The organism is Ruegeria sp. AN11, assembly GCF_056536005.1.
Genome location: NZ_JBQFJD010000001.1, coordinates 159841 through 172992, shown reverse-complemented (window position 1 = coordinate 172992; position 13152 = coordinate 159841). Strand labels below are relative to the sequence as shown.

Genomic DNA, 13152 nt, shown 5'->3' with positions numbered 1-13152 from the left:
AAGGGTTTGTTAACCAGACTCATAAACACTTTGGCAGCACATGCAATCAACGGTGAACGAATATGTCCGTGCAAGGAACGATCCTTGTCCTAGACGGGGCCTCGACCAATCGCATCATGCTGAAGGTTCAGCCTACGGCGGCATGGTATCACGTCGTTCAGGGTGAGAAGCTTGAGGGGCTGACACCCCTATTGCGCCGTGTGCGGCCGGATCTGGTGCTGACGGCGCTCGCGCTGGCAGATGGAACCGCCGCAGATGTAAAGCGGTTGATTCAGAACATTCCGGATCTTGGAGACATCCCCGTTGTCGCCATCGCCCCGCAGAATGACAAAGCGGCCCGGCTTGAGGCGCTGTCTGCCGGGTTGGACGACGTTCTGGCCCATCCGTTCAAGGACAATTTGCTGATGGCGCGGGTTCGCAGCCTGCTGCGCATGCGCGCGGACGTGCAGGACCTTCAGTTCAAGGAAGATACGCTTCCCATCGGCTTCGCCGAACCTCCCGCCACATTGATCGCACCAACCGCGCCATCGCGGGTCGCAATTCTGGCCCCGTCCCACCGCACAGGTGCGTCGTGGTGCCGGGCTCTGCAGCAGCAGACGCATCATTACCTTTCCAAGCACACCCAATCGAACCTGAAAGACATCCTGTCAGGCCCTGTTCCGGATGCAATTGTCGTGGACCTGAACACCGCGCCTTCTTCCCTCAACGTTCTGGCAGACCTGAGATCGCGCAGCGCCACACGACACACCGTCCTGATCGGCGTTCTGGACAAAGAACACGCGCCCAATGCAGCCGAAGCGCTGGATCGTGGGGCCGACGCAGTTTGCCTGGGCGACTTCTGCGCACGTGAGATTGCGCTGCGACTGGACAGTCTGATTGCCCGCAAGTCCCGCACCGATCAGATGCGCGCCTCATTGCGTCGCGGACTTGCTGACTCATGGGTCGACCCGCTGACAGGTCTAAACAACCGCCGGTTTGCGATGCAGGCCGTTGGCCATATCGTCCGGCGATCCCGGCACACCGGCCGTGGGTGCGCTCTGATGCTGGCCGACCTTGATCACTTCAAGGCAATCAATGACCGGTATGGTCATGCCGCCGGAGATCATGTTCTGACCGAAGCGGCCAGACGCATGCGAAACGCGCTTGGCCCCCGCGGCTTTGTCGCCCGTTTCGGAGGTGAAGAGTTTATGATCGGGGTGCCTGACGCAACCAATGCGCAGGCATTGAACCTGGCAGATGCGATGTGCAGATCGATTCGCGAAAGGCCCTTTTCGCTGCCGGACCAGAACGGGTTCACCCAAGTCACGACCAGCATTGGCCTGAACGTGTTTCGGCCCCCTTACCCGCAATACCAAACCGAACACGCGCTTCTGGACAGTTTGATCAAATCCGCAGACAAAGCTCTTTATGATGCGAAAAAAGCCGGTCGCAACCAGATCAGCACCCGGCAAAGCGCGGCGTAACACCGGTTTCAGCGCGCTTTAGTCCTTTTTCTTGTGCCAATGCCGACCGCGTTTTGTCACTTCGTCCAGCCGGTCGGCATACACTGCCCGTTCTGCATCGCTCATTGCGATGACACGCGCCAGCCACTGCCCTTGCAGGGCACCCTGCAATTTCGCCGAAGCCCGCGCCTGCTGCGTCAGCAAAACCTCGACGGCGGCCGGATCGAATGGCACGGTTCGCAAGGCCTGGCTGAGAGCTGCGAAATCCTTTGACCTGTGCTGCGATCCCTCTTTGCGCAAACCGGACAGGTCCGACCGCATCGCAGTTCGCTCTGATTTGGGCAATGCCCGGTAAAGGGCCGATCCGAACCCCGGCGGCGCCTTGGCATGATCGCTGCCCTTGACCCTCATGAAGGTCCCCAAAGCGACACCGACAATCAGCAAGTTAAGGGCCAGGGACGCAGCCAGAAGTATCGGCATCCAACGGCGTTTTGGCTTGGGTGTTTCGCTCATTCCGTATCCTCCAGGAACACTGCATCCAGGTCCGCCACTTCATAGGTTGCGTCCTGCGAGAACAGATACGTCGCCGGGTCCGGCAGAAAGGCCGGAGCCGAGAACCCGATCCAGACACCCGCCGCACTGGCCGCGACCAGCCCGCCAAGGCCCTGCCAACCACCGATACCGTCCAGAAGGCGTTGCCACGTGCTGCGCCCCGGCGGGACAGGTTTGGCAAGCCGATCCAGTCGAACTTGTTCTGCGTCCGTCATAATCCGAACCGCCAGATCGTCCGGCAGGTGTCGACGCCCGGCTCTGGCCTGCGCAAACAGTTGATTCAGCTCGGTATCATCATCAGCCATCGTCATACCCCAGTTCGTCCCGACGCCCGGCAAGATATCCCGCCAAGGCGCGTTTTCCGCGTGCCGTCAGGCTTTCGACCGCTTCTACAGATATGCCCATGATCCCGGCAATCTCGGGGTTGGGCAGCTCTTCGATATGCCGCAATACAACTGCCTGTCGCTGCCGTTCGGGCAGATGAGACAGGGCGGATTGCAGCGCGTCTTTTCGGGCCTCGTCCTGCATGCGTTCAAACACGCTTGCGCTGGCATCCTCGGGATCGACACCTTCGGCCAGCCTGTCAGGCTGTTTCTTGCGGCGCAAGTCAACGCACAGGTTCAGGACCACGCGATACAGCCACGTTGAAACCTTTGCCTGCCCCGGCATCCAATCCGGCGCCATCTGCCAAAGGCGCATCATCGCGTCCTGCGTGACATCTTCGGCTTCGGCTCGGTTGCCCAGCATCCGCAGGGCGACGGAAAAACAGCGCGGGCCAAGCCGGTCGGTCAAAACACGCGCCGCCGCTGCGTCGCCGGCGGCAAACCGCTCCAGCAACGCATCGTCACCGATTGCGTCCGCGGCGCAAGTCCCGCCGCGAACGTCTTGCGTTGAGGAGGTCAGATCCTCCATCCCGCATCAGCTGTCGTCAGAGTCTGCCTTGCCACGCTTCTTGTGGTGCCGACCCATTCTGCCTTTTGCATCCGCAAATTCCTGCTCCGAGATCGTTCCGTCATCATTCGCATCGATCCGGTCAAACATCTTGTCAGCCCGGCGCGGTTTCGGCAACTCATCCGTGGTCAGGAAACCATCGTTATTGGCATCGTGTTCTTCAAACATACTTGCAATGCGGTCGCTGGTCTTTTTCTGCACTGCCGCCTGCATCTCTTCGACGCTCAACTGGCCGTCCCCGTTGGCATCCGCATCGGTAAATCGCTGATTGCGATGGGCCAGCATTTCGTCTTTCGTAACCTGCCCGTCACCATTCGCATCCAGTTCCTGAAACGACACCGGTTCCCGGTTTTTCGACCCTGCGGCCAAAGCCGTTGTGCCTGTAATCGCAACTGCCGCAACTACAATTGCCGAAATGAACTTTGCGCTGTGCATGTCGTGTTTCCTTTTTTCGCGCGACCCCATTGCCGCTGCTTATGGTGTTAAAACGGGACAGCCGCAGATTTCCGTCGCAGGAAACCAAAAAATTTTTCAGACCATTTTTCGCCGGATGCGGTCATTGCGACGCACCCCCCTTTCAAGCAGACCCAAAGATGCGCAATATATGCGACATTCGAATGCGCGAGTTTTCATCATGACGGATCATACGATCGACACCACAACTCCTCAGGATCGTGAGACCTGGCCCGCACTGGTCAGAGGCTTTCGTTGCCGTTGCCCGAAATGCGGACAAGGCAAGCTGCTGTACAGCTACCTCAAGGTCAACGACAGCTGCGGCAATTGCGGGCAGGAACTGCACCACCACCGGGCGGATGATGGCCCTGCATACCTGACCATTCTGATTGTAGGCCACTTGCTCGCGCCCGCGCTGCACGTCTCATATGTGCACTGGCGCCCTGATCCGCTGACGATGGCCCTGGTTTTCGCCATTGGCTGTACGGTTCTGACCCTTGCCTTGCTGCCCAGGATGAAGGGGGCCGTCGTGGCCTATCAGTGGGCGCGGCGGATGCATGGGTTCGAACGGGCCCGGTGACGGACAGGCATGACCACAGACAAAACTGCAATTCGCAACGCGGCAACCGTAATTGTCCTGCGGGACAGAATGACCGAGCCATCAATTCTGATGGGCCAGCGCGGGGCCAAAGCGGCTTTCATGCCGAACAAGTTCGTTTTTCCTGGCGGTGCAGTCGATGCCGCGGATGGTGATGTTCCGCTTGCCACGCCGCTGACTTCAAAGTGCCACGGCCGTCTGGCCGAGCGGGCAGAGACAAATTTGCAGAATGCGCTGGCTTCCGCCGCGATCCGCGAGTTGTGGGAAGAAACCGGCCTGATCCTGGGGCAACCGGGCACCTGGCCGGGAGATATCCCTGAAGACTGGCAGGGCTTTGCCGAGATGGGTTTTCGGCCCTCTGCGCAAGGCCTGCAGTTCGTGTTTCGCGCACTGACGCCGCCGGGCCGCCCCCGTCGCTTTGATGCGCGGTTCTTTCTGGTTGATGCCGATGAGGTACAAGGCGATCTGGACGATTTCAGCCATGCCTCGGACGAGCTGTCGCACCTGCAATGGGTCAGGCTGGATCAGGCGCGTGATTTTGACCTGCCCTTCATCACCGAAGTTGTTCTGGCCGAGATCGCTGCACGGGTCGCGGACACATCACCCCCGGCCTCTGTGCCGTTTTTCCTGAACAACGAAGAGGCCAGCCTGTTTCTGCGTCTCAAGGGCTATCCCATGCCCGAAGCAGACTGACCCGTCCGCTTATTTCATCCGGCTGATGACAACGGTAACTTCGGGCTTTTTCCCGATCTCCGTTTTTGTGCTCTGACGAACGATCCGTCGCATCGCTTCTTCCAGCTTGTCATCATCGCGCAGGGTTTTGGCCTCGGCCCGCATCAGGAACTGGTTCAGATCCTCCTCCAGCACCTCGACCAGCGCCGCGCGTGACGACCCAAGCTCCGGCAGGCCCATGGTGTCACACCAGGGCTCGCCCAGCGGTTCATCTTCTTCATCCAGAATAACCGTCACAGTCACGTGGCCATTCAGCGCCATGCGAATCCGGTCTCGCACAACCCCATCCAGCGCGCCAATCTTGACGGTTCCGTCCAGATAGGTTCGACCGGTTTCCACGTAGTCCGCAACCTCGGGCGTATCCCCGGTCAAGTCCAGCATGGTCCCGTTCACGGCCAGCATACCGGTTCGGCCGCCCGCCTCGGCCAGTTTCGCATGTTCGCGCAGATGCCGGTGTTCACCGTGCATCGGGATGACCATCTTTGGGTTCATCAACTCGTGCACCCGCTCAAGGTCAGGGCGGTTGGCGTGGCCTGAAACGTGATACAGACCCGAACTGTCGTCCACCACGTCCACGCCCTTTTCGCTCAGCTGGTTCATGATGAAAATCACGCCCCGCTCGTTGCCGGGAATGGTTTTGGAGGAAAACAGAAACAGGTCGCCGTCTTTCAACTCAAGTCCGCGATACTTGCCACGCGCCAGCTGTGCGCTTGCGGCGCGGCGTTCACCCTGGCTGCCGGTCACGATCAGCATGAGGTTCTGACGTGGCATATCCACCGCCTCTTCGGCGCTGACGACGCGGGGGAAGTCCGAAAGGATGCCGGTTTCCGTCGCGGCCTCGATCATGCGGCGCATGGCGCGCCCCAACAGAACAACAGACCGCCCGGCCCGTTGACCGGCCTCGGCCAGGGTTTTGACCCGCGCGACGTTTGAGGCGAATGTGGTCGCGACGACCATTCCGTCGGCCTCTTCGACCAGTCGTGTGATTTCGGGCCCGACTTCACTTTCCGAGCGTCCGGGATGGTCAGAGAATACGTTTGTACTGTCACAGACCAGCGCCTTGACGCCGGGATTGGCTACTTCGGCCCACAGATCGGGATCGAAGGCTTCGCCGACAACAGGGTTGGCATCCAGTTTGAAATCGCCCGTATGCACGATCCGGCCAGCCGGGGTGTCGATCACCAGCGCCGCACTTTCGGGGATGGAGTGTGAGACCGGCAAAAATCCGACCGTAAACGGACCCACCTGAATCTGTTCGGGCCAGGCAGACGCTGTGCGCACCGCGTCCTCCGGATGGCCGTATTCCTCCATCTTGCGGCGCGCGATATTGGCGGTGAAGGCCCGCGCATAGATCGGCGCGTTCAGCGCGTCATAACAATGCGCAACCGCACCAACATGGTCTTCGTGCGCGTGGGTCACGAATACCGCGTCCAGCCGGTCCGCACGTTCCCGCAGCCATGAGATATCGGCATGGATCAGGTCAACGCCCGGGGTGGTATCCATATCCGGAAACGTCACGCCCAGATCCACAAGGATCAGCCGTTCCTGCCCCGGTTTGCCATACCCGTAGACATAGGCGTTCATGCCAATCTCGCCCGCGCCGCCCAGCGGCAAATAGATCAATCTTTCGCTGCTCATGCCGAGCCGTTTTCCTTGTTGTAGCGATGTATCACAGTCAGACCGTGCATCGTCAGATCATCCTCGATTGCGTCGAACCCCACGTCGGCCTGATCGAACAGAGGCGCAAGCCCACCGGTTCCAACGACTTTCATCGGCATTCCGTATTCAGCCTTGATCCGGGAAATCAGCCCTTCGATCAGCCCGGAATAGCCCCAATACACGCCGGACTGGATACAGCCAACCGTATTTGTCCCGATCACTTTTTCCGGGCGGGTTATGTCGATATGCGGCAATGCCGCCGCGCCCTGATGCAATGCCTCAAGACTCAGGTTCACACCGGGGGCGATGATGCCGCCGACATAGGCACCATCTGCGGCCACCACGTCGAAATTGGTCGCAGTGCCGAAGTCCACCACAACGACATTGCCGCCATGCCGATCAAAGGCACCGACGGCATTCGCCAGCCTGTCCGGCCCTGGAACCGTCCCCTCATCCACGCGTGGGGGCACGGGCAGCAGACAGTCCGGCCGGCCCACGACCAGCGGGCGGCAATCAAAGAAACGGTCCGCAAAAACCCGCAGGTTGAACACCACACGCGGTACGGTCGAAGCGATGATGACATCGGTGATTTCCGCTTCGATCCCATAGTGTTTCACCAAGGTCGAGTACCAGGTGAAATACGCATCAGCCGTACGGGCGTGATGGGTCGATGTGCGCAGGGTGCACAGGAACTTCTCGCCATCCCAGATCGAGAAAACGGTATTCGTGTTGCCGCAGTCGATAGCCAGAAGCATGTACGCCTCCCTCAGAAAAACACATCGGCCGCAGGAATGCTCACCCGGCCTTTCGCGGTGTTTAAGACAAGGTTTCCTGTCGCGTCTACAGTTTCGAAGGTTCCAACCGTTTCTGACGCTGCGGTCCGGGCGGTAATAACCTCGCCCAACCGGGCCGCACGGGACAACCATGCCTTTCGGATCGGATCAAACCCAAATGTGACAAACTGCGTTTCGTACCGCGCATAGGCCGCGGCCATTTCCGTCAGGAAATCTTCGGGCGACACCTGCGCCCCTGTTTCCGACAACAACGATACGGGCCGAACAGCGCCCGGTTCGACCATATCCGCTCCCGGAGCTTCGGTCAGGTTGACGCCGATGCCGATCGCCAGATGCGACACCTCGCGCCCGTGGCCGTTGCTTTCCAGCAATATGCCGGCCATTTTACCGCCGTTCAGCAGAACGTCATTGGGCCATTTCAACGACAAACCGGTCGCCCGGCCTGAAACAGCGACGCATGCATCGAACAGGGCCAGAGCAGCCACAAAGCTCCGCAGGGCGGATTGTTCCGGGTTGCCCTGTGGGCGCATCAGCAAGGTCGCCGCCAGATTACCTTTCGGATTGGCCCAAACCCGTCCCCGTCTGCCCCGCGCCGCCGTCTGGCGATGGGCCATGATCCAGACAGGCCCCTGCGCAGTCGGAGCGATCCGGGCCGCTTCGTTCAGGGTGCTGTCCACCTCCTGCACAACATGCAGGCCGTATCCGGCGGGCCAACCGCTCATGTCAAAAAGGCCCGGTCACAAGACCGAGCCTCCTGAATGTTGCGAAAGGGAAGATCAGTTGACAAGTGTCGCCGCCGCAGCCGCAGCCGCCCCCTCGATCCCGAACTGGTAGAACACGCCGATCAGCATGAGTGCCGCCGACCCCATCAGAGCGACCCACAGAACCGGTGTGGAATGTGTCTCGATCGGTTCTTCGTTCTCATCACCGAAGTACATGTAGAACACGATCCGCAGATAATAGAAGGCACCAATGACCGAAGCGATGGCCGACACAATGACCAACCCGGTCAACCCCGCGCCGACACCGGCCTGCCAGACGCCGAACTTTGCGAAGAAGCCCAGCATCGGCGGCACCCCGGCCAGGCTGAACATCAGGATCAGAACGGCCAGCGCCTTGCCCGGATCGCGCTTGGAGTATTGCCTCAGAGCGTCAATGTCGGTGACCGGTTTGCCGTCACGCTCCATCATCAGGATGAAGGCAAACGTGCCGATGTTCATGGTCACATAGATTGCCAGATACATCAGCATCGCCTTGACGCCCATTTCCGTGCCTGCAGCCAGGCCGATCATCGCATAACCCATATGGGCGATTGATGAAAACGCCATCAGTCGCTTGATGTTGCGTTGACCAATCGCGGCAACCGCACCCAACAGCATCGACAGGACCGAAAGCAGCACGATCACCTGCTGCCAGTCTTTCACCACACCACCAAAGGCGTCGTGCATCAGTCGGGCAAACAGCGCCATAGCGGCCACTTTCGGCGCGGTGGCAAAGAAGGCCGTGATCGGCGTGGGCGACCCTTCGTAAACGTCCGGTGTCCACATGTGGAACGGCACGGCCGACACTTTGAACGCAAGCCCCGAGATCAGGAAGATCAGACCAAACAGAAGGCCAATCGAGACGTCGCCGTGGTGAACCGTCTGGATAATGCCCGAGAACAGCGTGGTGCCGGTGAAACCATAGACCAGCGACGCACCGTAGAGCAGCAAGCCCGAACTCAGCGCGCCCAGAACGAAGTATTTCAAACCGGCTTCGGTAGACTTTGCACTGTCACGACGCAGGGCGGCCACCACATAAAGCGACAGCGATTGCAGTTCCAATCCCATGTAAAGGGACATCAGGTCGCCGGCACTGACCATCATCATCATGCCAACAGCGGCCAGGGCCACCAGCAAGGGGTATTCAAACCGCAGCAGACCGCGGCGGGTCATGTAATCCTGGCTCATCACCAGAACGGCAGCGGCCGACAACAGGATTGCAACCTTGGCAAAGCGCGAGAACCCGTCATCCACGAACATGCCGTTGAACGCGACATTGGTGCCGTCGCCATTTGTGGCAATCCAGAAGGACAGCAGCGCCATCAGACCTGCCGTCGCCCAGACCAGAACCGGCGCCAGCCCGTCTTTCGTCGTATAGACAGCCCCGATCAGAGCAGCCATCGCATACACGGCCAGAACGATTTCCGGCAGGATTATTGTCAGATCAGCCTGGATCATGTCTCCAAAGCTCCCTTAATGCGAGGCGGCCGTCTGGGTCGCGGCCTCAGCCGCGGCCAGAGCCGTGTCATAGTTCGAAATCAATGCAGCGGTCGATTGGCCGATCACATCTGTCACCAGCGACGGGTAGACACCCAGCAGGATGGTCATCACGATCAGCGGCGCAAAGATCAGCCGCTCGCGCGAGCTCATGTCTGTCATTGCCTTCAGGCTTTCCTTGGTCAGGTCGCCAAAGACAACACGGCGATACAGCCACAGCGCATATCCGGCCGAGAAGATTACACCGCTTGCGGCGACCGCAGTCACCCAGGTGTTGACTTGGAATGCACCCATCAGGGTCAGGAATTCGCCAATGAACCCGGAGGTGCCCGGCAAGCCGACATTGGCCATGGTGAACAGCATGAAGACCAGCGCATAGGCGGGCATCCGGATCACCAGACCTCCGTACGCTTCGATGTCGCGGGTGTGCATCCGGTCATAGATTACTCCAACGCAAAGGAAGAGCGCCGCCGAGATGAACCCGTGGCTGAGCATCTGGAAGATCGCACCGTCAATACCCTGCTGGTTCGCCGCGAAAATCCCCATAGTCACAAAGCCCATGTGCGCAACGGATGAATAGGCAATCAGCTTCTTCATGTCCTCCTGCACCAGCGCAACCAGCGAGGTGTAGACAACCGCGATGGCCGACATCCACAGCACCAGATCGGTCATCACCGCCGAGCCCACGGGGAACATCGGCAGGCTGAACCGCAGGAAACCGTAGCCGCCCATCTTCAGCAGGATCGCCGCCAGCACGACCGAGCCCGCAGTCGGGGCCTGCACGTGCGCGTCCGGCAGCCAGGTGTGGACCGGCCACATCGGCATCTTCACGGCAAATGACGCAAAGAACGCCAGAAACATCAGCGTCTGCATTCCGCCGACAATGTAGATGCCCAGAACGCTGAACCCTTCGGACGAGAACTGATGCGTCATCAGCGCCTCGATATCCGTGGTTCCCGCATCCGAATACATCGCGACCATCGCCACCAGCATCAACACGGAACCAAGGAAGGTGTAGAGGAAGAACTTGAAACTGGCGTAAATGCGGTCCTTGCCGCCCCAGATGCCGATGATCAGGAACATCGGGATCAGACCTGCCTCGAAGAACAGGTAGAACAGCACCAGATCCAGCGCCATGAACACGCCCAGCATCAGGGTTTCCAGCATCAGGAAGGCAACCATGTATTCCTTGACGCGGGTCGTCACATTCCAGCTGGCCAGAATGGTCAGCGGCATGATGAAGGTGGTCAGCAGCACGAACAACACGCTGATGCCATCCACGCCCATCTTGTATTTCAGGCCCATCAGCCATTCACCCTCTTCCACCATCTGGAAGCCGGTGTTGGACGGATCAAAGCCGGTATAGATGCCGATCGACACCAGGAAGGTGACGGTGGTCGCCAGGAGTGCGATCCATTTCGCATTGCGCTGTGCCGCGGCATCATCGCCTTGCAGGAACAGTGCCAGAATACCGGCCGCCGCTGCGGGGATGAAGGTGACGATGGAGAGGATGTTATCCATTAGTGTGCGCCCCCGCCAATCGACATCCAGGTGATCAGGGCTGCGATGCCCAGTACCATCCAGAAGGCGTAAGTAAAGATGTACCCCGTCTGCGCCTTGCCTGCGAGGCGGGTAAAGAAGGGAACTACGCCCATGGCAACCCCATTCAGGAAGCCGTCAATCGTGTTGCCGTCACCGCGTTTCCAAAGGAACCGCCCCAAAGCCACGGTGGGTTTGACGAAGATCGCGTCGTAGATCTCGTCAAAGTACCATTTGTTCAGCAGGAACAGGTACAGCGGACGCTGGTTTGCAGCCAGTCGCGCAGGCAACGATGTGTTCACAATGTAGAACCAATAGGCCACGACAAAGCCCAGCAGCATTGCGATGAAAGGCGAAACCTTGACCCATTTCGGCGCCGCATGTGCATCGTCCAGCACATGGTTGTCCGGTCCGATATACAAGGCGCCCTCACCTGGTTCTCCGGCAAAGACATAGTGGTGATCGCCGCCTTTTGCGTCCTTGTCACCATGAACGGCATCCTCGCCATGCCCTTCATCCGCGTGCGCTGTGTCCGCATGAGCTTCTTCAGCTTCGTCACCGTGATGCTCCTCGGCGGTACCATCAGCCACATGCTCGGAATGCGTTTCGGCGTCGTGACCTTCCGCATGCTCCGAGGCTTCGGCCACGGGGATGCCGTAGAACTTGCCGACCTTGTCGGTATGCCCAAAGAAGGGGCTGTACCAGAGCATCCCGGCAAAAACCGCACCAAGTGACAGAACCCCAAGCGGCACCAGCATTGTCATCGGGCTTTCATGCGCGTGATCATGCGTATGCTTGTCGCCGCGCGGGTTGCCATAGAAGGTCAGGAAGATCAGACGCCAGCTGTAGAACGAGGTGAACATCGCCGCAATAACCAGCATCCAGAAGGCATAACCCGTACCGCCCGCATAGGCGCTTTCAATGATGGCATCCTTGGACAGGAAGCCGGCAAAGCCGAATGTCGTCAGCGGGATGCCCACGCCGGTAATGGCCAGCGTACCAATCATCATCGCCCAGAAGGTATAGGGAATCTTTTTCCGCAGACCGCCGTATTCCGTCATCTCCTGCTCGTGATGCATCGCGTGGATCACCGAACCGGCCCCAAGGAACAGCAGCGCCTTGAAGAACGCGTGCGTCAGCAGGTGGAACATCGCAGCGGAATACATGCCGACACCAGCGGCCACGAACATATAGCCCAGCTGCGAACAGGTCGAATAGGCGATAACGCGTTTGATGTCGGTCTGCACCAGACCCACGGTCGCCGCAAAGAATGCGGTCGAGGCCCCAAGGAAGGTGATGAACCCGGTCGCACCCGGCGCGAACTCCATCAGCGGCGACATGCGGCAGACCAGGAACACACCCGCCGTCACCATGGTCGCGGCATGGATCAGCGCCGACACCGGCGTCGGGCCTTCCATCGCGTCCGGCAACCAGGTGTGCAGGATCAACTGCGCCGACTTGCCCATCGCGCCGATGAACAGCAGGACACAGATCACTTCGATTGCAGTCCATTCGCCCCACAGGAAATGCAGCTTTTCTTCGGCCAAAGCCGGAGCTGATGCAAAGATGTCCGAGAAGTTGATGCTGTCGGTCAGGAAAAACAGCGCGAAAATCCCCAGCGCAAAGCCAAAGTCACCCACTCGGTTGACGATAAAGGCTTTCATCGCGGCCGCATTGGCGCTGGATTTGCGATAATAGAACCCGATCAGCAGATAGGAAGCGACGCCCACGCCTTCCCAGCCAAAGAACATCTGAACCAGATTGTCCGCCGTCACCAGCATCAGCATGGCGAAGGTAAAGAACGACAGATAGGCAAAGAAGCGCGGCTTATAGCTTTCACCCTCGCGCCATTGCGGATCGTGATCCATGTAGCCAACGGAATAGAGGTGAACCAGCGCCGAGACCGTCGTCACCACAATCAGCATGATCGCGGTCAGGCGGTCCAGACGTATGGCCCAGCTTGTCGACAGCGAACCGCTCTCGATCCAGCGCATGATCTCGATCTGCTGGGTCACACCGTCAAAGGTGAAGAAAACAATCCACGACAGCAGACAGGCCAGAAACAGCAGGCCCGTCGCGGTCCACATGGCGGCTTTCTCGCCAATGAACTTCCAGCCGAACCCGCAAAGCAACGCGCCCACCAGCGGGGCAAAGAGGATGGTGGTTTCCATGTT

General features: G+C 59.4%; 13 protein-coding genes. 3 read left to right on the top strand and 10 right to left on the bottom strand.

From position 1 onward, the window contains the following. Window positions 1-62: 62 nt before the first annotated feature. A complete protein-coding gene (locus tag ACR3EQ_RS00900; RefSeq protein ID WP_480489572.1) occupies window positions 63-1463 on the top strand; it encodes a diguanylate cyclase in 1401 nt (466 codons plus the stop codon). Between the two features lie 18 nt (window positions 1464-1481). Here ACR3EQ_RS00900 and ACR3EQ_RS00895 read toward each other — a convergent pair whose 3' ends face one another. From ACR3EQ_RS00895 to ACR3EQ_RS00880, 4 genes are read right to left on the bottom strand one after another with little or no spacing between them, the layout of a single operon-like run. Then, window positions 1482-1955: a periplasmic heavy metal sensor gene (locus tag ACR3EQ_RS00895; protein WP_170615399.1), complete on the bottom strand. Its 474-nt coding sequence runs from the start codon at window positions 1953-1955 to the stop codon at window positions 1482-1484. After that, window positions 1952-2299, bottom strand: a complete 348-nt coding sequence (locus ACR3EQ_RS00890; protein ID WP_170615397.1) for a hypothetical protein — start codon at window positions 2297-2299, stop codon at window positions 1952-1954. Before ACR3EQ_RS00890 ends, ACR3EQ_RS00895 begins: the two co-directional genes overlap by 4 nt. Next, complete coding sequence (locus ACR3EQ_RS00885) at window positions 2292-2906, bottom strand: RNA polymerase sigma factor (RefSeq protein ID WP_170615395.1); 615 nt, start codon at window positions 2904-2906, stop codon at window positions 2292-2294. The genes ACR3EQ_RS00890 and ACR3EQ_RS00885 overlap by 8 nt, the downstream gene beginning before the upstream one ends. 6 nt (window positions 2907-2912) lie before the next feature. Continuing rightward, the gene (locus ACR3EQ_RS00880; protein ID WP_170615393.1) at window positions 2913-3380 is read right to left on the bottom strand and encodes an EF-hand domain-containing protein; all 468 of its coding nucleotides are present in this window, start codon (window positions 3378-3380) and stop codon (window positions 2913-2915) included. Between the two features lie 199 nt (window positions 3381-3579). Here ACR3EQ_RS00880 and ACR3EQ_RS00875 point away from each other — a divergent pair, with 199 nt between their 5' ends. Together ACR3EQ_RS00875 and ACR3EQ_RS00870 are read left to right on the top strand one after the other, a co-directional pair. Continuing rightward, on the top strand, window positions 3580-3978 hold the full coding sequence (locus tag ACR3EQ_RS00875) for a DUF983 domain-containing protein (protein ID WP_170615392.1): 399 nt from the start codon (window positions 3580-3582) through the stop codon (window positions 3976-3978). 9 nt (window positions 3979-3987) lie between these two features. Beyond that, window positions 3988-4689, top strand: coding sequence for an NUDIX hydrolase (locus ACR3EQ_RS00870; RefSeq protein WP_170615390.1), 702 nt, complete (start codon window positions 3988-3990; stop codon window positions 4687-4689). A gap of 9 nt (window positions 4690-4698) precedes the next feature. Here ACR3EQ_RS00870 and ACR3EQ_RS00865 read toward each other — a convergent pair whose 3' ends face one another. From ACR3EQ_RS00865 to nuoL, 6 genes are read right to left on the bottom strand one after another with little or no spacing between them, the layout of a single operon-like run. Beyond that, window positions 4699-6366: a ribonuclease J gene (locus ACR3EQ_RS00865; protein ID WP_170615388.1), complete on the bottom strand. Its 1668-nt coding sequence runs from the start codon at window positions 6364-6366 to the stop codon at window positions 4699-4701. Continuing rightward, window positions 6363-7142 carry a type III pantothenate kinase gene (locus ACR3EQ_RS00860; RefSeq protein WP_170615386.1) on the bottom strand — a complete coding sequence of 260 codons (780 nt, stop codon included), beginning with the start codon at window positions 7140-7142 and terminating at the stop codon, window positions 6363-6365. The genes ACR3EQ_RS00865 and ACR3EQ_RS00860 overlap by 4 nt, the downstream gene beginning before the upstream one ends. An 11-nt stretch (window positions 7143-7153) precedes the next feature. Then, on the bottom strand, window positions 7154-7903 hold the full coding sequence (locus ACR3EQ_RS00855; protein ID WP_480489571.1) for a biotin--[acetyl-CoA-carboxylase] ligase: 750 nt from the start codon (window positions 7901-7903) through the stop codon (window positions 7154-7156). A gap of 54 nt (window positions 7904-7957) precedes the next feature. Beyond that, the gene (gene nuoN / locus ACR3EQ_RS00850; protein ID WP_170615382.1) at window positions 7958-9400 is read right to left on the bottom strand and encodes an NADH-quinone oxidoreductase subunit NuoN; all 1443 of its coding nucleotides are present in this window, start codon (window positions 9398-9400) and stop codon (window positions 7958-7960) included. A 15-nt stretch (window positions 9401-9415) separates the two neighbouring features. Beyond that, on the bottom strand, window positions 9416-10960 hold the full coding sequence (locus tag ACR3EQ_RS00845) for an NADH-quinone oxidoreductase subunit M (RefSeq protein ID WP_480489570.1): 1545 nt from the start codon (window positions 10958-10960) through the stop codon (window positions 9416-9418). Further along, window positions 10960-13149 (bottom strand): NADH-quinone oxidoreductase subunit L, encoded by a 2190-nt coding sequence (gene nuoL / locus ACR3EQ_RS00840; RefSeq protein WP_480489569.1) that lies wholly within the window; start codon window positions 13147-13149, stop codon window positions 10960-10962. The genes ACR3EQ_RS00845 and nuoL overlap by 1 nt, the downstream gene beginning before the upstream one ends. Window positions 13150-13152: the final 3 nt, after the last annotated feature.

Excerpts from the sequence above, each read along its gene's own strand:
- ACR3EQ_RS00900 (WP_480489572.1), top strand. The coding sequence starts at position 63 with ATGTCCGTGCAAGGAACGATCCTTGTCCTAGACGGGGCCTCGACCAAT.
- ACR3EQ_RS00895 (WP_170615399.1), bottom strand. The coding sequence starts at position 1,955 with ATGAGCGAAACACCCAAGCCAAAACGCCGTTGGATGCCGATACTTCTG.
- ACR3EQ_RS00890 (WP_170615397.1), bottom strand. The coding sequence starts at position 2,299 with ATGGCTGATGATGATACCGAGCTGAATCAACTGTTTGCGCAGGCCAGA.
- ACR3EQ_RS00885 (WP_170615395.1), bottom strand. The coding sequence starts at position 2,906 with ATGGAGGATCTGACCTCCTCAACGCAAGACGTTCGCGGCGGGACTTGC.
- ACR3EQ_RS00880 (WP_170615393.1), bottom strand. The coding sequence starts at position 3,380 with ATGCACAGCGCAAAGTTCATTTCGGCAATTGTAGTTGCGGCAGTTGCG.
- ACR3EQ_RS00875 (WP_170615392.1), top strand. The coding sequence starts at position 3,580 with ATGACGGATCATACGATCGACACCACAACTCCTCAGGATCGTGAGACC.
- ACR3EQ_RS00870 (WP_170615390.1), top strand. The coding sequence starts at position 3,988 with ATGACCACAGACAAAACTGCAATTCGCAACGCGGCAACCGTAATTGTC.
- ACR3EQ_RS00865 (WP_170615388.1), bottom strand. The coding sequence starts at position 6,366 with ATGAGCAGCGAAAGATTGATCTATTTGCCGCTGGGCGGCGCGGGCGAG.
- ACR3EQ_RS00860 (WP_170615386.1), bottom strand. The coding sequence starts at position 7,142 with ATGCTTCTGGCTATCGACTGCGGCAACACGAATACCGTTTTCTCGATC.
- ACR3EQ_RS00855 (WP_480489571.1), bottom strand. The coding sequence starts at position 7,903 with ATGAGCGGTTGGCCCGCCGGATACGGCCTGCATGTTGTGCAGGAGGTG.
- nuoN (WP_170615382.1), bottom strand. The coding sequence starts at position 9,400 with ATGATCCAGGCTGATCTGACAATAATCCTGCCGGAAATCGTTCTGGCC.
- ACR3EQ_RS00845 (WP_480489570.1), bottom strand. The coding sequence starts at position 10,960 with ATGGATAACATCCTCTCCATCGTCACCTTCATCCCCGCAGCGGCGGCC.
- nuoL (WP_480489569.1), bottom strand. The coding sequence starts at position 13,149 with ATGGAAACCACCATCCTCTTTGCCCCGCTGGTGGGCGCGTTGCTTTGC.